Genomic DNA, 17,095 nt, shown 5'->3' with positions numbered 1-17,095 from the left:
CGTCTCGGTCCCGGACTGCCTCACCAGCGATGACAGGGGCGGTCGTGATCGAGGAACCAGACGAAGCGCAGGCCGTTCCGCGTACGCGGCTGTTCGAGTTCCCCGGTGGCGTGTTGGAACTCCAGTCGCACGGAGACGAAGCCGAGGACTACGGCGGCTTCTATCTCCAACTCCACGACTCCACGGCCCTCGACGGCCACGATCAAAGGGCGATCATGCGGTACACACCCACGGCGCTGGGATACCTGCGCACCGATGTCTCCGGCGTGAGTCAACAGTGGGACGAGTCCGAAATTCGGAGGCTCGCAGCGCGATACGGGTACGACCTGGCTGAAATCGTGCCCTACGACCCTGCCAGCGGTCGGCCGCCCCTGGCGCGACTGAAAGCCCAAGCTACCCGTCTGGACGCGGAAGCGGTGTTCGTGCCGTCGCTCGAGCACTTCCCGGACGGTGAAGCGCCCGGCTCGCTGGTGCAGCGCCTGGACGTGGTGACGGTGCACCCGGAATCTACGTGTTCACGTCGTGCGGTGCCGCCGGTGCCCGACCGTGCGCCTGTGCGCCGCGTTGACGGCGCGTAAGCCCTCAAAGCCATTCCGGTGCTCGGGGAATCCGCGGGAAGGGGTGATGCGATAGACGCACCGATTCAGGACAACTCGATGGCGTTGCTCCACAAACGACGGCAACGCTTTTCGCGATCGGACCCCGGCTACCGAACGCAACCGCGCCGGGATCCGTTACCCCCGAAGACAGGCCCAGCCACAGGAGAAGGCTGGGCCTGTCCGTATGAGCCGAACCAGACGAGACGCGCCCGCAACGGCCACCGGATCGAACAACGACGCCCGAACCGGACTCCCGCAACCTCCGAGTATGTAGTCGGTAAGGCTCGCACGCTGCCAGTCCATCGCGCGCTTCGAAAGGTGACTACCCGACCCATGTACTCGGTCAGGTCGCCATCCGGCCTCACGTGTCAGAAAGTTACGGGAAGTGACCCCCGACGCCAAGCCGCCACAACCCCAAAGTTTCTGTCGCACATCTCACCTCGGCAAGAGGATAGGAATAACCACAGCCCAACCCCCACCCTCCACCCGCCAACACACCTATGCGACCGGTGACCACCGCCACTGTCGCTGCCCGCACTCGCCACCGAAACCGCGAACGCCCCGCCGCATCGCATCGGGTGCGAACGGCGGGGCGCTGTGCGGGGGTCGGCTACGCGGCCCACACTGCCTGGTAGACAACATATTTCAGCAGGTGGACACACCAGCAAGATCGGTAGAAATGACAGGTTCAAATCCTGTCACCCCGACCATCTTTCGAGCCTCCCAGTCCAGGTCGGAGGATTAATTCTCGCTGGCGCAATGGAACTGAACTGTCCGAAATGCCCACGGTCGACCGATCCTTATCGCACGCGGATCGCACGGCGGTGCTGTAGCCAAATCTGTATCCAATTGGGCGCAGTCGGTTGCCCATGGCCAGGACTGGCTGCGGTAACGGCAAGACGCCCCGGACTCATAGCGGACCGCAGTAGCAACAGGCCCGAGGGTTCGCGGCCCGCCCTTCTCCCTCCCATGAGAAACCAAGATCAAGGAGCTCTCAGCGCGGGAATTCGGACACATTTCCGCAGTGAGAGCTCCCTGATCTTGAAATCCCCTACTCGGGTCGGTCGAGTTTGGCGGTGGCTTCGTCGAGTTCGCGGCCTACTGCTTCGAGGCCGGCTATGAGGGTGTCCAGGTGGGTGGTGAGGTCGTCGGTGACGTCGGAGGGGGCGAATTCGGCTCGGAGGGCGGCTCGCTGGGCTTCGATCTCGTCGAGTTGGGGGTCTCGGTCGGTCACGTAGCGAGGGTACCGGTCAGCTGTTGTCGTGGCCGGTGATCTGGAGGGAGGTGACGCGGAGTTCGGGGTCGCCGAGGACGAAGTTGCCGGTGATGGTGGCGGTGGCGGTGAAGTAGTCGTTCTCGGCGAGGGTGCTTACGCCGGGGCCGGTCAGTTCGATGGAGGTGCCGTCGAGGACGTAGGAGTCGGCGGGGCCGGCGGTGACGAAGGCGGCGTGGCTGTCGTCGGTGACGTTGTAGACCTCGCCGTAGAGGGTGACGGTTTCGCCGATGTGGTGGGTGTAGTCGGAGAGGATTTCCTTCAGGGCGGCTTCCGACGCCGGGGACTGCTTCTGGATGGTGGTGACGGGCTGGGCGACGGCGGCGCCGGCCGCACCTCCGGCCAGGGCGACGGCGAGGACGGCGGCGGTGATGAGCTTGCGCATGAGTACTTCCTGTCGAGCATGACGCGGGGGACCACGCGCCCCCGCCGGTTTCAAGATCGTCAGAAGACCGGCGGAACGTTAACAACCGATTTCGGCCGGCTGCCGGATCGGTTGGCGCAGAGCAGGTTCCACGTACACGTCATGCGGTCGAGGGCGCTCGTCCGGTTCGTCGTCGCCGGGGCGGCGGTAGAGCCATTGCAGCAGGCACAGTCCCGCCAGACCCGCCAGTGCGGCGGCGATGCCGATCTTCCAACCGGGTGGGCGCCAGCTCACCACCAGTTCGCCGTTTCGGGTTCCCGGTGGGATGTCCACGGCGAGAAAGGTATTCGCGATTGCGTGGAAGCCGAGGTCGCGGCCGTCGAGGGAGACGCGGTAGCCGGGCCAGGCCAGGCGCGCGAACACGATCCGCCCGCCCGCGGCGGAGGTGACGCGCAGGCGGCTGGTGACGCTGTCCCGGCCGATCGGTGTGGCGGTCACGTCGCGGGTGTCCGCGACCAACCCCTGGCCGGAGATCGGGCCGCCGTCGCGTTCGAGGACCCAGATGTAGCGTTCGTGCCCGGGACAGTCGGTCCAATGCCAGCCGGCCGGAGCGGGATGGGTCGGCGCGTCCGGGTATTGGGCGCGTTGCAGCACCACCCGATCCACCTTCATCAGATCGACAATGCTTCTCCCCGTGGCTGATTCGACCGAGAACGCCGCCGCGAAGGCCGCCGGACAGGTGCTCCCGTCCCAGCCCATGCACAGCAGTTTGCTGAAGGCCGCGTAACCGATCGGGGTGTAGGCGTTCACGTAGTGCGCGTCGATGTTCTTGGCGTAGTTGCCGAATACCAGCGAACCCCAGGCCCGGTCGCCGCGCTGCTCCTCGGGTGGCACCAGCGCGCGATCGGCGAGTTGCAGTGTGACGCCGTCGAATCGGGGCAGCGCCGCCCGCATCGTCGAACGCTTCTCGGGGAAGTGATACGACATGGGCGTCGATGATTGCATCCGCACCTGGTCGTAGGCGATCGGGAACATCGCGACGATGGCCAGCGCACAGGCCGCCGTGAGTCCGCGAGTCCTGGCCAGCCACACCAGCATCGCGGTGAGCGCCGCCACCGCCGCCGTGGCAATCAGATGCCGGACCACCAGATGCGGTGCGGCACAGAACGATCGAACGAACAGCAGGCCGATCAACAGCCCGGCTGCCGCCCCGCGCCGCCGCCAGTCGCCGAAAACGGCGTTGCGGCTGAGCCATACGCACACCGCCACCAGCAGCCCGACGGCGAGCATCGGCAGCACCCGCGCCGGCCAGCGCAACGGGCCGATTCGGCCGGGGCCGGCGGTCCAGAACAGGAACACCAGCGCGAACAACACCATGCCCGCGTGCTCGCGCCACCGCGCCCGGACCCCTGCCCAATCGACGAAGGCCAGCAGGGGAATCAGGAACCAGGCGATGTAGACCATCGGCAGCGGCTGCACGTACCCCCACCAGCCGGTGAAGGCCGGAACCGTGCTGGGCAGACTGGCATTCAACGATTCCGACCAACCGACGGTGAGGAAGTCCTCGTTGAGGACGCGTTCGTTGCCGCGCCAGGTCACCGGCGAGGACAGGATGCCCGGCAGATAGGTCTCGAGTCCCACGAGACCCGCGCAGGCCGCGACCGCCAGCAGCCGCAGCGACGGCCGCCAGGTGCGGCGGTAGATCACCTCGCCGACCGCCACCGCGCCGATCATGAGCGCGGATTCGACTGCGGGAAACACGTATTGGACCGAGATGGCCAGGTACAGGTAGACGAACACCGGAATGGGCCCGTGCGCCCAGCGGCGGGTGCCGTCCCCGCGCAGGTAGCGCACCGCCGACGCCCACGCGTGCAGCATCCACGCGGTGCCGGTGAGCGAGGTCGCCCAACTCGCCTCGTCGAAGAACAGGAACCAGCCCGAGAGCGGAAAAGCGATGGCCGCCACCGCCGCCCAGCACGGCCGGGCCTTGTACGCCAGGCACACGCGGTACACCCCGAGCGCGGCGACGATCGAGAAGAGCAGCTTCACGACGGTCACGTACAGCGCGAGATCGTCGACCATCGGCGCGAACCAGTCGACCAGCAGCTGTGGCGGGTTGTAGAGGCCGGCCTCCTCCATCGAGTAGTTGCCCGACATCCATTCCCACGGCACCAGAGCCGGGAAGCGGCCGGCGTGCAGATGCCGGCCGAGCATCACCCACATCGGGCCGTACTGCGCCTCGGTGTCGTCGGTGTAGAAGTGGCGGGGGTTGGCCAGCAGCACCGCCGCGTACCCTGCGACCGCACCGGCGACCGTGACCGACCCCCACCGCCACGCATCCGCGCGCGACCCGAACTCCCCACGAATTCCCACAGGCTCGGGACCCTACCGGATTGAAGCAGTATGCAACAGTTGCACTGTGCTCGTGTTCGACATCGAGGGATCGGCGAGGCGACCGCCCATGCCCGCCGTCGGCCGCGCGGGATTGATCGAGGCGCTGACGGCGTTCACCCTCGCTGGTGGAGAACCGCTCACCGGTCTCGATCGCGACAGCGATCCGCTCTGAACCGAGCGGTCGTTCCGCCACCGATCGGACACCTTCAGTTACTCGACAGCTACCGCTATTCCTATGGCGCTCGCCACGCGGTGGCCAGATTTCGGTAACCGGAAGTTGTGCCTCCGTTTATCTTGTGTTATCGATTTACAGTGCTGCTAGACAACGAGATGAACACCGCGCGCTCGTCGTTGTCCGGCGACAAGGTCAGAGCGCACGCGCTACCCGCCGCCGCGCTGATCGTGGCCGTGGTGTTGCTGGCCGCCGCGCAGGCGTGGGCCTCGGCGCACGACGTCCTCGGCCCGCTGCGCAGCCTGGTCGACGACTACTTCGCCAACCCGCAGTCGGCGGCGGTCTCGTGGGCCGGTCTGGGGTTGGCGGTGATCGGCGTGCCCGCTCGCGTGCGCATCATCTCCTTGGTCGCTGCGGGTGTGCTGGACCTGCTGACGCTGGCCCTGCAGGCAGTCTGCGGATGGCATGTGTCAATCGGCACCGGGCCGACGCTGGCGCTCACCGGCCTGACGATCGCCGTCCTGCGCTGGGACGGAACGCGCCGCCGCACGGCCTTGCACGCCATCGGATTCGGCGCGCTGCTCGTCATGGCGTCGAAACTCGCGGACACCTGGCTGATGGTCAGCATCATCGCCGGGCCGCGGGTGCTCGATCAGTACGTCCAGCTGGCGGATCGGGCGCTGGGTGAACCGGCGTGGCTGGTCGGCCGGCTGCTGGACGCGCTGGGGCCGGTGCCCTCGCACGTGCTGCACGTCGTCTACATCCAGCTGCCGGTCGCGGCGGTGGTGGTCGCGGTGTGGCAGCTGCGCAAGGTGACCACGCACGGCTGGCCGCGACACCATCTGGTGCGAACCTTCCTGGTACTCGGCGTGATCGGGCCACTCGGGTATGTGCTGTTCCCCGTCGTCGGTCCCGTCTTCGCCTACGGGCCGCTGGGCCACGGCCTCGAGATCGGCAGCTGGCCGCAGGTGTGGCCGGCCTTCACCGCCGACCCGCAGCCGATGCTGTTCGACTCGGTGACCGCCCGCAACTGCATGCCCTCGATGCATACCGCCTGGGCGACAGCCTTGTTCGTCCACTCCCGCACCGGACCGCGCTGGCTGCGCTGGGCCGGGGCGTTCTGGCTGGTGTGCACGCTGCTGGCGACCCTGGGCTTCGGCTACCACTACGGCAGTGACCTGGTGGCGGGCGCGGTGCTGTGCCTGACGGTGGAATCGGCGCTGCGCGAACCGAAACGAGGCTGGGACCTGTACCGGGTGCGTATCGTCTCGCTCGGCGCCGCGGTGCTCGCCGGTCTGTCGCTGTCGTACCGATTCCTGGCCGGGACCATGGCCGCCTACCCGGTGGCCGCCGGGTTCCTGGCGCTCGGCGCGCTGGTCGCGGTGGTGGCCGTCTTCTACGCGACCTGGTTCGCCCGTCCGGGCGGCCGGGTGGCGCACTGGGGCGGACGGATCCCGGCCGATGGATTTGCCGTCAATTAGCCGGTCGGGCAAGGCAATCCAGACATCTTGTGCGAAAGCCGAAAGGGTTAGATTCTCCCTGATGATCACTACGCGGGCGGGGCAACGAAGCTTGCTGGACAACCTGAAAACCGAGGGCGGCGGCGGGTTTCCCCGTATTCCGATCTTGATCGGGGTGCTGGTCGCGGTGGCGATCACGGCGCTGTTCGCCTCGCTGCACGGCTTTCTCGACCTGCAGGTCTACCGCGTCGACACGCGTGGCTGGCTCGAGCACGGCACCCTGTACGGGCCGACGCTGCCGGTCGCCGGGCACACCGATCTGCCGTTCACCTATCCCCCGTCCGCCGCCGTGCTGATGATTCCGCTGGCGATCATGCCGCTGTGGCTGGCGGAATTCCTCGTCACGGCGAGCTCGCTGGCCTGCCTCGGGGTGACGCTGTGGCTGGTGCTGTCGCGGGTGCGGCCGGAGCTGGATCCGCGCACCAAGATCACATTGAGCGTGGCGGCGGTCGTGGTGGCGCTGGCCGTCGAACCGGTGCGCACGACGCTGTGGTTCGGGCAGATCAATCTGGTGCTGATGGCGGCGGTCGCGCTGGACTGCCTCACCGAGAAGCCGCGCTGGCCGCGGGGCATGCTCATCGGCATCGCCGCGGTCACCAAACTCACCCCCGCCGCGTTCGTCCTGTACTTCCTGATCCGCCGCGACTGGAAGGCCGCGGGCACCGCCGCCGCCACCGCGGCCGCCGCGGTCGGGGCCGGATTCGTGCTGTTTCCCCGGGAATCACGCGACTACTGGCTGCACGCCATCGTCGACACCAACCGCATCGGCTCCCCCGACTACGTCGGCAACCAGTCGCTCAAGGGCATGGTGTTCCGGGTCGGCGTGCCGCAATCGGCGACCACGGTCGTCTGGCTGGGCCTGGCCCTGGTCGTGGCCTGCGCGGGGGCGACGCTCATGCACCACCTGGTCACCGTCGAACGTCTTCGTAGCGAACCCCGCCCGGGTGCGGCGCCCGTGACCATCCTCTCGGTCACCGCCCTGCTCGTGAATGCCGCGGTGCTGCTGCTGGTCTCGCCGGTCTCCTGGACCCACCACTGGGTCTGGGTCGCTCCCGCGCTGGTGGCCGCGATCGCCTGGGCGTACGGCGCTCCGCGGCGCGCCCCGTTCGCCGCCATCGCGGTCTTCGCCCTGCTGTTTCTGATCGGCCCGGGCCTGGTCCCCAACGGCAAGCACCGTGAACTGAATTGGTCCTGGTGGCAGCACATTCCGGGCGATATCTACATTCTGGCGACCGTCGCCCTGCTGGCGGTCGGCCTGGGCCGGCTCCTGCGCCTGCGCGTGCGGGCCCGCTAACCGCGGATACGACGAACGCCTCCGACGAGATCGTCGGAGGCGTTCGTTTCTCGCTGGCGAATCAGCCCAGGGCGAGGGGGGTGGGGTCGGCCGCCGGCTTCGGCAGCGGGTTGTTGACCGCGGAACCCGAGTTGGCGGAACCGGTCTGGATGCCCCGCAGGATGCTGCTCGAACCGCTGTCGGTGGCAGCGGTCGGCTTCGGGAGCGGGTTGTTCACCGCCGAGCCCGAGTTGGCGGATCCGGTCTGGATAGCCCGCAGGATATCGCTCGAACCCGTGGTGGTCGTGGCGTCGGCGGAAGCCACACCGGCACCGACGAATAGCAGGCCGGTGGCCGCGGCGGCCACTCCCAGCATCTTGCGCATGAAATCTCCTCGAATGACAAATCAGCGGGTTGCTTTGCTGATCACCGCATGAATATCACAGCCGTCCGTCACCAGGCAATTCATGGGATCTGCCTGATTTATTCGGCACTGCCACGACAAATGCGATCCGGCCGCCGGGGGATGGCTGAACTATTTTCCCGATGGAAACTGGGAATTCATCTTCACGAGTGTCCCCGCTTTCCAGACGCCGGTGATGGCACTCAGTTCCGCGGTGGTGAACTGCTGGTGGATCGGATGGTCGAGTTCGGAGACCGCGCCGCCGGACGCGCACACCTTGATGATTTTCGCGTTGCGCCGCAATTGTTCTCGCACCGCGCGCATGCAGTCGGCGGTGCCGTCGCACAGGCGTAGCTCGCCGCCGTGTGCGCCGCAGTCGGCGACCCAGGGCAGGGGCAGGGCGTGCAGATCGCCGTGGCCGCCGGTGGTGGACAGGATCGCGCCGGCCGCGTAGATCGTCGGCCCGGCCAGTGTGCCCTCGGCGACGATGGGGGCCAGATAGATTCCCAGTCCGCCGACCTCGCGCACCGAGGTGAATCCGGCGTCGAGGACGGCGCGAAGATCCGCGGCGGCGCGGACCGCCCGGGTGGGCAACGGTTCCATGGGCAGTCTGGCCAGGTCCATGGTGGTGATCCCGAGGAAATGGCCGTGGCAGTCCCACATGCCGGGCATGACCGCGCGGGTCGCGATCACCCGCGCGTGCGGCGTCTCGGGCGCGTCGGCGGCGGTTCCGGCATAGGCGATCCGAGCGCCGTCGAGCACGACGACACCCGCAGCGATCGGCGCGGCCCCACCGGGGATCAGCACGTCCGCCTCGATGCGGTAGGTGTCCATCGCGCTCCCAACCTGACGAGTTCGCTTCCGACACTGTCCAGTATGGGTACGCGGTGCACAGCGCGGCCGCGAACGTGCACAGTGGAGACTGTGGGAGTGGAATTCGGGCGGGTCCCCGGCGGGAGCTGGGATTTCGCGAGTCCGGCTACACCCGGGCCGGGCGGCGCCGCGCTCATCGGCTATCGCGATACCGGTGGTGGCGGGCTGGAATTGCGAGTCGCGGGGGTCGCGGCCGTCACCGTGCTGATCGAATTCGGGGAGCACGGGCTGCTGATCGACGATGCGGGGGGACGGCGCGCGCTCGGCGGTTTCGTGGCCGGACTGCCGCTCGACGCCATGCGGATTCGAGGTGAGCGCGCCGCATGCGTCGAGGTTCGCGTGTCGCCGCTGCGGGCGTATTCGCTGTTGGGGATCTCGCCGCGGGATCTGGGGCGGGGCGCGGTCGCGCTCGAGGACCTGTGGGGTCCGCGGGCGGTGCGCCTGCGTGAACGGCTCGCCGCAGCCCGGACGTGGGATGAGCGCTTCACGGTGACGAAATCGTTTCTGGTGGAAAATGATTCGGTCCGTTCGCCAGATCCTCAGGTGGTCGAGAGTTGGCATCGGATCGTCGGCTCCGGTGGCCGGGTGCGGATCGGCGCGCTCGCCGAATCGGTCGGGTGGAGTCACAAACGGCTGTGGGGGCGGTTCGAAGCGCAGATCGGGCTGACGCCCAAGCGGGCGGCGATGCTGGTCCGATTCCGTTCGGCCGTCGACGAATTGCTGGCGGGCCGGCCGGCCGCGGAGGTCGCGGTGGCGTGCGGGTATGCCGATCAGGCCCATCTGTGCCGGGACGTGTCGATATTCACCGAGGCCACGCCGGGGTCGCTGTCGGCGAATTATCTGCCGCTCATTGCCCGGCACCGGTATCGGGCGTGGGGAAAATTCTTCCAAGACCCGGTGTGACCATCGGCTCGATAGTGGTGCCATGACCAACACATTCGATCCCATCGCGCTTCAAAACGCCGTGGCGGACGTGCATCGCGCGGGCGTGCCCGGAGTGTTCGCCGAGGTTCGCCACGGTGACCGGACCTGGTGCGGTGCAGCGGGATTCGCCGATATCGATACCGGGCGGCTTGTCACGCCCGAGATGCGGCATCGCGTCGGCAGTCTCACCAAGACCTTCACCGCGGCGGCCGTGCTGCAACTGGTCGACGAGGGCGAGCTAGCCCTCGATACTCCGATCGGGCAGCACCTGCCGCGGCTGGTTCCCGGCGATCGCGGAGCGGCGATCACGATTCGCATGCTGATCAACCACACCAGTGGTCTCGCGGAATATCTCCCCTACGCCTACCCTTCCCTGGCCGGCTTCCCCGAGGTGGCCAAAACGACTCCGCAGAGCCTGGATGACCACCGGTACACCAGGTTTCACGCCGTCGACCTGATCGTGCGGGGTGTGTCGGCGCCGGCCACGGGAGCGCCGGGCGGAGAACCGGGAACCTACTCGAACACGAATTACCTTCTGCTGGGCCAGCTTCTGGAAACAGTGACCGGCATCGCCGCCGAGAAGCACATCACCCGGGCCGTCATCGAACGCGCGGGTCTACACCACACCGAGCTGGCGACGGAACCGACTATCACCGGGCCGCATTCGAAGCACTACGAGTCCTGGTTCGGGATGATCGATCCGCCGCGCGATTACAGCGTCTACGACATGTCGTTCGTGGGGCCGGCGGCCTCGTTGATCTCGACCACGGGTGACCTGAATCGCTTCTACCGGCTGCTGCTGGCCGGTGAGATCATCAGCGCCTCGGCGCTGGCGGAGATGCAGCGCACCGTTCCCGTCACCTCCTTCGAGGGCAAGCCCATCGACTACGGTCTCGGTCTGCACAGGTTCACCGTTCCGGAACGCGGAATCCATTGGGGCCACGACGGTTCCGTGTGGGGCGGCGGGGCCGTCTCCATGATCAGCGCGGATGGCGAGCGGCAGCTGACGATCGCGGTCAACCTCCAGCGCTGGAACCGCCTCGACGCCTCCGGCCGTCCGCGGCCGCATCCCATCGATGCCGCGCTCGCCGCCTTCGTTCAGGCGGCGTTGTGAGTCAGCGGCGCAGCACTTCGACCGCGATATCGATGAATTCGCGCAGGAGTTTGTCGGGCGCGTCCCCCATGACCGCCAGGCAGGTTTCGGCCATGGTGGCATCGGCGACGGGACGGTAGACCACATCCGGGCGGACGTAGGCGCGCGCGACGCTGAGCGGGACCAGGACCAGGCCGTGACCGGCCGCGACGAGTTCGAACTTCTCCTCGAGCGTCGCGGTCCGGCGGCTCGGGACATCGAACATGCGCTCGCCCGCGAGGTCGGCAATCTCTCGATGATTTCCGGGCCGGCCTGATCGCGCGCGGCCTTCCGGAGGCCATCGTGACCGGCTACGTGGACATGATGAGCGCCAAGAACGAGGGCCTCGACGACGCCGTCCCCCGCACCGTCGACACCTCGACCCCCACCACCTTCCGCGGCTGGTGCGAACAGATCCTCGCCCCGGCCGTCCGGCGGTAGGCCGCCGCGACCTGACGGCAACGGCGGGGGCACAATGGATGAGCACGCACAATCGCGCTCCGATGTCCTCGTAGGTAACGCGCTCGATTCGATAGCGATGATTCAGCAAACACCACATCAGGAGGTCGACATGCTCTCTGCGAAGCGGCTTGCTGCCAGTTCCGTCGTCGCCACCGCGGCCGCGGGAACCATGCTGTTCACGGGTGGAGGGGTCGCCCAGGCCGACGACGTGCCGGTGTGGCAGGCCAACTGCCACGTCTACAACATCTTCAACACCGGCGGAATGTCGAACTGCGAACTGCCGACCTGGCACCAGGTCAAACTCACCTGCATCGCCTGGCCGGTCCCCTTCACCTACTGGAAGTACGGCCCGATCCAGTACGGCCAGAACCAGTCCTGGGCCAGCTGCGACTCCTTCAACGCCTTGGTGAATGTCGAAGTGATCCAGGCATATCCGTGATCGACTCGTCGGCGGGTGTGACGCCCGGGTGCGCGCTCAGCTGGGCCCCGCACCGCAAAACCGCGTCACACCACGCCGCACGATGATCGCCGCCACGGTCAGCGCGAGCAGCTTGTCGCTCCCGAGCGGCAGCAGCGACGCGACCGCCGTGACGTCGGTCGTGAAATCCCCCGTGAGCTGCGCGGCGATCCGACTGCCGCACACCGCTTCCCGGAAGGAATCGAGGCGGTCCTCGAACCACTGCCTACCGAACCGCCGGTTGCCGTCGTCATCCTGAGGTCCCGCGCCGAACCCCTCACCGAGCAGGTACGAACCGAGCGCGGCGAACAGCTCCTCCTCGCCGTATGCGTTGAAATCAGGCGCGTCTTCGCTCATGTGCGGGCTCCTCGGAGTTCTCGGGAAATCATCTGTGCAAGAACAACACTGATCATTCGCTGGTAGAACGCGAAGGTGTCGCGGGTGGACTCGACTGCCTCGTCGACACTGGACAATGCGGAGAAGATCGCGCTCCCCATTATGCTGCTGACGAGTTTGTGATACGAGAGCGGCCGCGAGAAGTCCAGCAACTCATCGACATTGCGCACGCCCCACGCGTCGAGTGCCGCACGCGCGCCGCTGCTTTGGAATTTCTCCACGCCCGAGCGAATCGCCCCGAAATCCGTCGCATCGAGATAGGTCTCCATTCCCGGCTCCCGATCGTCCACGAAGCTCTGGATGAGCGCCATCGCGCGCTGCGGATCGCCGTCGATCCACATGTCGTAACCCTGAATGGTCTTGTAGTAGCCCGGGATGTGGAACGTCGTGTCGAAGGCGGGGTGGGCTTGCAGCGCGGTCCAGCAGCGCGCGTCGAATGGCCGGTCGACGGCCGTTCCGAGCTTCACCATCTCGTTCAGTCCCCAGCCGAGCACGATCGTCTGCGCATAGTCGGGTCCCGCGATCGCCGCCACCCGATCGATGCGGGTCTGGACCGCCGGGTGTGTTTCCGGCGGGCGCAGGTATAGCGGGTCCGACGCGACGCTGATGGCCAGCAACCCGACGATCGCGTAGGTCGCGGCTGCCAGCCGGTGCTGCTGCTGCCCGCCCAGTACCCGAGTGACCAGTTCCACCCCGAACGCGTCCGCCTCGAACTCGCACCCGTGCTGCTCATCGCGACTCAGCTCCGAGCGTTTCGACGCGGTGTGACCCAAGACGACATGGCTCATTTCGTGCGCGACCAGAAACAGCAGCGCCACCGCCCGGGCGCCGCTGGCCTCGTCCTCACGCAGCACGTTCTTGCGGGAGAACGAGGACGCGACCTGAGCCGAAACACCCACGGCCCGTTGATGATGTATGTAGTACCGGATACTCGCCGCGCCGGCCAGGATCACGTCCTCCTCCGGATTCGCCCGGCCGCTTTGTATTTCCCAGGTCCGGCGCAGCAGCGACAGCGGAAGGAACCGGCCCTTGGAGCGGGACCACGCGCGCAGCAGATCACCGAACAGCGCGAGCAGCGACAACTGCGCATCCGAGATCCGGATGAGATGCGATCCGTCCGGGAAGCCGACCGTGGTCGCCTCGTTCAACTCCGTATCGTGAACGAAGATCTCGGTCCGAGCGATCATCGCCTGCTGTTCCTCGGGCACATGCACGGCGAGGTCGCGCATCGCCTCGGTCAATGCCGTATCGGTGAGGTCCTGGATGGTCCCGTACTCGCGCAACTTCTCATCCATGAACGCGAGCACATCCCGCCCCTGCTCATGACTTCGAAGCAATGCGAACTTCTTCCGGCGCTCCGACCGCAGATTCTTCTTCCGCCGCGCAGCCATCGACGGCTCATCGCCCACCTCGTCCGCCATCTCGCCAACCGCCCCGGTCGCACCGCCGCAGATCCGCCCCAGACTACTCGGCCAGCGAATTCCAACGGCGTGTCACAAACCCCGGCACGCTGCCGACCCAGCGCCGGAGCCCCTGGACCGCCATCCTGCACGAGCCGCTCGTCAGCAGTTGTTGGGCTCGCCGTACTTCACGACCGACAAGATGGCGTCGCCTTCGCCGAAAGGCGTTCCGGGAGCCAAGTTCTGGGCGATGACGATCCAATTGCGATCCAGAACCTGGTGGCGGCCTTTGCCTGTCGCGTCCTTGGAGCGTGAGTAGAACACGCCCGCTTGGTGGATCTTGTTCTGTGCGTCCTGCAGATTCATGCACACGACGTTCGGCATGACGGCCGTCGCCCCCGATGCGGCGGGAGTCGTCGTGGTTCCCGCCTGCGGCGTGAGGATCGTCGGCGGAGGCGTGGTGAGTTCGGGCGCGGTGGTGATCGTCGGCGTGGAAACCGGCGTCGTGGTAGCGGTGATGGAGGGCGGAGTGATCTTTACCGTCGTCGTCACCGGATGCGCCGCGTCCTTCTGAGCGCCACATCCCGCCAGCACCAAGGGGAGTCCGGCCAGCACGGCAAACCGGCGCGCACTCGACGCCACCGTGAATCGGTCGTACACGAAACCCCCAGCTCCAAAGTTGTCCGACTGCGCCATCAGCGCGGCCGCCCCAGTATGGGCGGCAACCACCCCGATCGAATCGGCAACCGAATCGGTTACCGAATCCGCGTCGATCCAGACGTCAGCCAGGCTGACAGGTGGGGCACCAGAAGAGGTTTCGGGCATCCATCACCGCGTGGGCGACTGTGGTGCCGCAGAGGCGGCAGGGGTCGCCGGCTCGGCGGTAGACGTAGGTGCGGGGGCGGTCGGGGGCGTAGGAGGGTGCGCCGTGGTCGTGTTCGGGGCGGACTACGTGCATGAGGCCGCGGCGGACGCCTGTCTTCATCAGGGCGACCAGGTCCAGCCACATCGCGTCCCATTCGGGGCGGGTCAGGGACTTTCCGGGGCGGTAGGGCGAGATGTTGTGGCGGAAGAGGACTTCGGCGCGGTAGACGTTGCCTACTCCGGCGAGGACCTTCTGGTCCATGAGCAGGGCGCCTAGGGGGCGCTGGGAGCGGGAGATGCGGGACCAGGCGCGGTCGGGGTCGGCGTCGCGGCGCAGCGGGTCGGGGCCCAGGCGGGAGGTGAGGGCGTCGACTTCGGGGGCGAGCAGGATTTCGCAGGCGGTGGGGCCGCGCAGGTCGGTGCCGTACGGTTCGCCCTTGCGGCCGGCGCCGATCAGGCGCATGCGCACCTCGCCCACGGGATCGGGCATGGGGACCGCGGATTCGGTGAACTTGCCGTACAGGCCCAGGTGGACGTGCAGGGTGACGCCCGAATCGTAGTGGTGGAGCAGGTGTTTGCCCCAGGCTTCGGCGCGGGTCAGGGTGCGGCCGTCGATCAGTGCCGCGCCGTCGGCGAAGCGGCCCTGGGGGCTGGAGACTCGGACCGGGCCGCCGGCGAAGCGTTGGTGGTGCAGCTTCGCCAGGCGGTGCAGGGTGTGGCCTTCGGGCACAGGTCAGTTGGGGAGGGCGGGAGGGACGCCGGTCTTTTCGTAGTCGGCGAGGATGTCGATGCGGCGCTGGTGGCGTTCCTCGTTCGACCAGGGAGTGGTGACGAAAGCGTCGACGATGGCGAGGGCTTCCTCGGTGGAGTGCATGCGGCCGCCGATGCCGAGCAGTTGCGCGTTGTTGTGCTGGCGGGCCAGCTGGGCGGTCTCCACGCTCCAGCCGAGGGCGCAGCGCGCGCCGGGCACCTTGTTGGCGGCGATCTGCTCGCCGTTGCCGGAGCCGCCGAACACGAAGCCCAGCGAACCCGGGTCGGCGACCACGCGACGGGCGGCCTCGATGCAGAAGGCCGGGTAGTCGTCGAGGGCGTCGTATTCCAGCGCGCCGCAGTCGACGACCTCGTGGCCCTGCCCCTCCAGGTGGGCCTTGACGTGGTTCTTCAGTTCGAAGCCGGCATGGTCGGCACCCAGATAAACGCGCATGGCTGCGATTGTGTCAGCCCGCCCGCGCGCCGACACCCAGGGGTCCGGACCCGCCGCGCGACGCCGAACCCCCGACACTCGCGAAACGTACTATCCAGGCATGACGTCCGACGACAGTTCGATTCCGCCGAACGCCTACGGGGGGCAAACATCCGGCGGCCTACCGCAGCAGCCATCGACCGGTGCGCATCCCGTCGCCGCCACGGTCAACGGCGCCACCGGTTGGGATCACCGCCTGGGCCCGCCGGGATGGGCTGCGCAGCAACCGTATTCGCCGCCACCGCCGCCGGTGGTGCAGCAGTCGCGCGGGCTGTCCCCGTTCGGGATGCCGGCGCGGCACAGCTGGGAGATCCCGCTGCTGGTGATCGTGGTGATCGTCACGGTGCTCGCGTATCTGGTCGCGCTGCTGCTGTTGTTCACCGGCAATGCCGGACAGCTGACCCTGGTGCTGGTCTTCGCGCCGCTGATCGTCTACCTGATCCGCGGTATGAACTACGCGGGCCAGCGCGTCAACGGCGTCAAGATGTCGCCGACTCAGTTTCCCGAGGGCTACCGGATGGTTCAGGAGGCCGCCGCCCGCTTCGGCATGGCGAAGGTTCCGGACGCCTACGTGGTGCTGGGCAACGGCCAGATCAACGCCTTCGCCTCGGGCCACGGTTTCCGCCGGTTCGTGGTCGTCTACAGCGATCTGTTCGAAATCGGCGGCGCCGCACGCGATCCCGACGCGCTGGCGTTCATCATCGGCCACGAGGTGGGTCATATCGCGGCCGGGCACGTCTCGTATTGGCGGCAGCTGGGCATGTTCGCGGGCTCGTACGTGCCGATCCTGGGCAGCTCGCTGATCCGCGCCCAGGAGTACACCGCCGACAATCACGGCTTCTGCAACCGGCCGCACGGTGCGCCCGCGGCCATGCAGACCCTCGCGGGCGGCAAGTACCTCAACGCGCTGGTCGGCTTCGACGAGATGGCCGACCGGGCCGACCAGGAGAAGGGCTTCTTCGTCTGGATCGTGAACGCCATGGCCAGCCATCCGGTGCTGACCTGGCGCATGTGGGCGCTGCGTGATCGCAGCCGGCACGGCAAGTTGTTCTGGCGGCCCTCGGCTCCGCCGCGGCCGATGGTGGCCCCGCCCTTCGGCGGCTATCAGCCGCCGGCCGGGTATGGGACACCGCAAGGGTTCGGTCAAACGGGTTACGGGACGACCCCGGGTTACGGCACGACGCCGGGTTACGGTCCGCCGCAGGGTTACGGCGCCCCGCCGGAGTCCGGCGACACGACCACCTACTACGAGTACCGCGGCCCGAACTGAGGCCGTGACAACGTAATCGGGCGGGTCCGCACCACGGACCCGCCCGATTCGTCTATCCGGTCACGCCGAAATCCCG

Annotated in this window: 19 protein-coding genes and 1 pseudogene; 9 read left to right on the top strand and 11 right to left on the bottom strand. The window is 67.5% G+C overall.

The genetic code is table 11. The annotated features are described in order from the left end of the window. The first annotated feature begins 29 nt into the window (after positions 1-29). Positions 30-578: a hypothetical protein gene (locus D7D52_RS26890; protein WP_246023315.1), complete on the top strand. Its 549-nt coding sequence runs from the start codon at positions 30-32 to the stop codon at positions 576-578. Positions 579-1,650: 1,072 nt separating this feature from the next. On the opposite strand, the gene D7D52_RS26885 is transcribed toward D7D52_RS26890, so the two are convergent. The 3 genes from D7D52_RS26885 to D7D52_RS26875 form a co-directional block, all read right to left on the bottom strand. After that, positions 1,651-1,833: a hypothetical protein gene (locus D7D52_RS26885; RefSeq protein WP_120740734.1), complete on the bottom strand. Its 183-nt coding sequence runs from the start codon at positions 1,831-1,833 to the stop codon at positions 1,651-1,653. A gap of 16 nt (positions 1,834-1,849) precedes the next feature. After that, complete coding sequence (locus D7D52_RS26880; RefSeq protein ID WP_120740732.1) at positions 1,850-2,257, bottom strand: hypothetical protein; 408 nt, start codon at positions 2,255-2,257, stop codon at positions 1,850-1,852. A 78-nt stretch (positions 2,258-2,335) separates the two neighbouring features. Then, positions 2,336-4,609: a glycosyltransferase family protein gene (locus tag D7D52_RS26875; protein ID WP_246023314.1), complete on the bottom strand. Its 2,274-nt coding sequence runs from the start codon at positions 4,607-4,609 to the stop codon at positions 2,336-2,338. 52 nt (positions 4,610-4,661) lie between these two features. Between D7D52_RS26875 and D7D52_RS38020 the strand changes: the two genes are divergently transcribed. From D7D52_RS38020 to D7D52_RS26865, 3 genes are all read left to right on the top strand, one after another. Then, a complete protein-coding gene (locus D7D52_RS38020; protein WP_162958567.1) occupies positions 4,662-4,802 on the top strand; it encodes a hypothetical protein in 141 nt (46 codons plus the stop codon). 158 nt (positions 4,803-4,960) lie between these two features. Continuing rightward, complete coding sequence (locus D7D52_RS26870) at positions 4,961-6,283, top strand: phosphatase PAP2 family protein (RefSeq protein ID WP_120744494.1); 1,323 nt, start codon at positions 4,961-4,963, stop codon at positions 6,281-6,283. A 61-nt stretch (positions 6,284-6,344) separates the two neighbouring features. After that, positions 6,345-7,616, top strand: coding sequence for a glycosyltransferase 87 family protein (locus D7D52_RS26865; protein WP_120740729.1), 1,272 nt, complete (start codon positions 6,345-6,347; stop codon positions 7,614-7,616). A 61-nt stretch (positions 7,617-7,677) separates the two neighbouring features. On the opposite strand, the gene D7D52_RS26860 is transcribed toward D7D52_RS26865, so the two are convergent. Then, positions 7,678-7,980 carry a hypothetical protein gene (locus D7D52_RS26860; protein WP_120740727.1) on the bottom strand — a complete coding sequence of 101 codons (303 nt, stop codon included), beginning with the start codon at positions 7,978-7,980 and terminating at the stop codon, positions 7,678-7,680. A 150-nt stretch (positions 7,981-8,130) separates the two neighbouring features. Continuing rightward, the gene (locus tag D7D52_RS26855) at positions 8,131-8,832 is read right to left on the bottom strand and encodes an amidohydrolase family protein (RefSeq protein WP_222932681.1); all 702 of its coding nucleotides are present in this window, start codon (positions 8,830-8,832) and stop codon (positions 8,131-8,133) included. Positions 8,833-8,922: 90 nt separating this feature from the next. Between D7D52_RS26855 and D7D52_RS26850 the strand changes: the two genes are divergently transcribed. Both D7D52_RS26850 and D7D52_RS26845 read left to right on the top strand, forming a co-directional pair. After that, the gene (locus D7D52_RS26850) at positions 8,923-9,774 is read left to right on the top strand and encodes an AraC family transcriptional regulator (RefSeq protein WP_246023312.1); all 852 of its coding nucleotides are present in this window, start codon (positions 8,923-8,925) and stop codon (positions 9,772-9,774) included. A 22-nt stretch (positions 9,775-9,796) separates the two neighbouring features. After that, positions 9,797-10,909 carry a serine hydrolase domain-containing protein gene (locus tag D7D52_RS26845; RefSeq protein ID WP_120740723.1) on the top strand — a complete coding sequence of 371 codons (1,113 nt, stop codon included), beginning with the start codon at positions 9,797-9,799 and terminating at the stop codon, positions 10,907-10,909. Position 10,910: 1 nt separating this feature from the next. On the opposite strand, the pseudogene D7D52_RS40200 reads toward D7D52_RS26845, so the two are convergent. After that, positions 10,911-11,180, bottom strand: a pseudogene (locus D7D52_RS40200) (LysR substrate-binding domain-containing protein); the annotation flags it as partial. Positions 11,181-11,230: 50 nt separating this feature from the next. On the opposite strand from D7D52_RS40200, the gene D7D52_RS40195 reads away from it, so the two are divergent. Both D7D52_RS40195 and D7D52_RS26835 read left to right on the top strand, forming a co-directional pair. Then, positions 11,231-11,368 carry a hypothetical protein gene (locus D7D52_RS40195; RefSeq protein WP_246023310.1) on the top strand — a complete coding sequence of 46 codons (138 nt, stop codon included), beginning with the start codon at positions 11,231-11,233 and terminating at the stop codon, positions 11,366-11,368. A gap of 130 nt (positions 11,369-11,498) precedes the next feature. After that, positions 11,499-11,828, top strand: coding sequence for a hypothetical protein (locus D7D52_RS26835; protein ID WP_120740718.1), 330 nt, complete (start codon positions 11,499-11,501; stop codon positions 11,826-11,828). 36 nt (positions 11,829-11,864) lie between these two features. On the opposite strand, the gene D7D52_RS26830 is transcribed toward D7D52_RS26835, so the two are convergent. The 5 genes from D7D52_RS26830 to D7D52_RS26810 form a co-directional block, all read right to left on the bottom strand. After that, positions 11,865-12,203 carry a hypothetical protein gene (locus D7D52_RS26830; RefSeq protein WP_120740716.1) on the bottom strand — a complete coding sequence of 113 codons (339 nt, stop codon included), beginning with the start codon at positions 12,201-12,203 and terminating at the stop codon, positions 11,865-11,867. Then, positions 12,200-13,633 (bottom strand): M48 family metalloprotease, encoded by a 1,434-nt coding sequence (locus tag D7D52_RS26825; RefSeq protein WP_162958566.1) that lies wholly within the window; start codon positions 13,631-13,633, stop codon positions 12,200-12,202. The genes D7D52_RS26830 and D7D52_RS26825 overlap by 4 nt, the downstream gene beginning before the upstream one ends. A gap of 171 nt (positions 13,634-13,804) precedes the next feature. Further along, entirely contained in the window at positions 13,805-14,467 is a 663-nt protein-coding gene (locus D7D52_RS26820) for a PASTA domain-containing protein (RefSeq protein WP_246023309.1), read from the bottom strand. Then, the gene (locus D7D52_RS26815) at positions 14,424-15,236 is read right to left on the bottom strand and encodes an Fpg/Nei family DNA glycosylase (protein ID WP_120740712.1); all 813 of its coding nucleotides are present in this window, start codon (positions 15,234-15,236) and stop codon (positions 14,424-14,426) included. The genes D7D52_RS26820 and D7D52_RS26815 overlap by 44 nt, the downstream gene beginning before the upstream one ends. 3 nt (positions 15,237-15,239) lie before the next feature. After that, positions 15,240-15,710: a ribose-5-phosphate isomerase gene (locus tag D7D52_RS26810; RefSeq protein ID WP_120740710.1), complete on the bottom strand. Its 471-nt coding sequence runs from the start codon at positions 15,708-15,710 to the stop codon at positions 15,240-15,242. A gap of 310 nt (positions 15,711-16,020) precedes the next feature. On the opposite strand from D7D52_RS26810, the gene D7D52_RS26805 reads away from it, so the two are divergent. Then, positions 16,021-17,019, top strand: a complete 999-nt coding sequence (locus D7D52_RS26805) for a M48 family metallopeptidase (protein ID WP_425464693.1) — start codon at positions 16,021-16,023, stop codon at positions 17,017-17,019. The last annotated feature ends 76 nt before the right edge of the window (positions 17,020-17,095 follow it).

The organism is Nocardia yunnanensis (assembly GCF_003626895.1).
Lineage (GTDB): Bacteria > Actinomycetota > Actinomycetes > Mycobacteriales > Mycobacteriaceae > Nocardia > Nocardia yunnanensis.
Note: the sequence above shows the minus strand (reverse complement) of the source record. Positions and strands in the feature narration are given on the sequence as shown.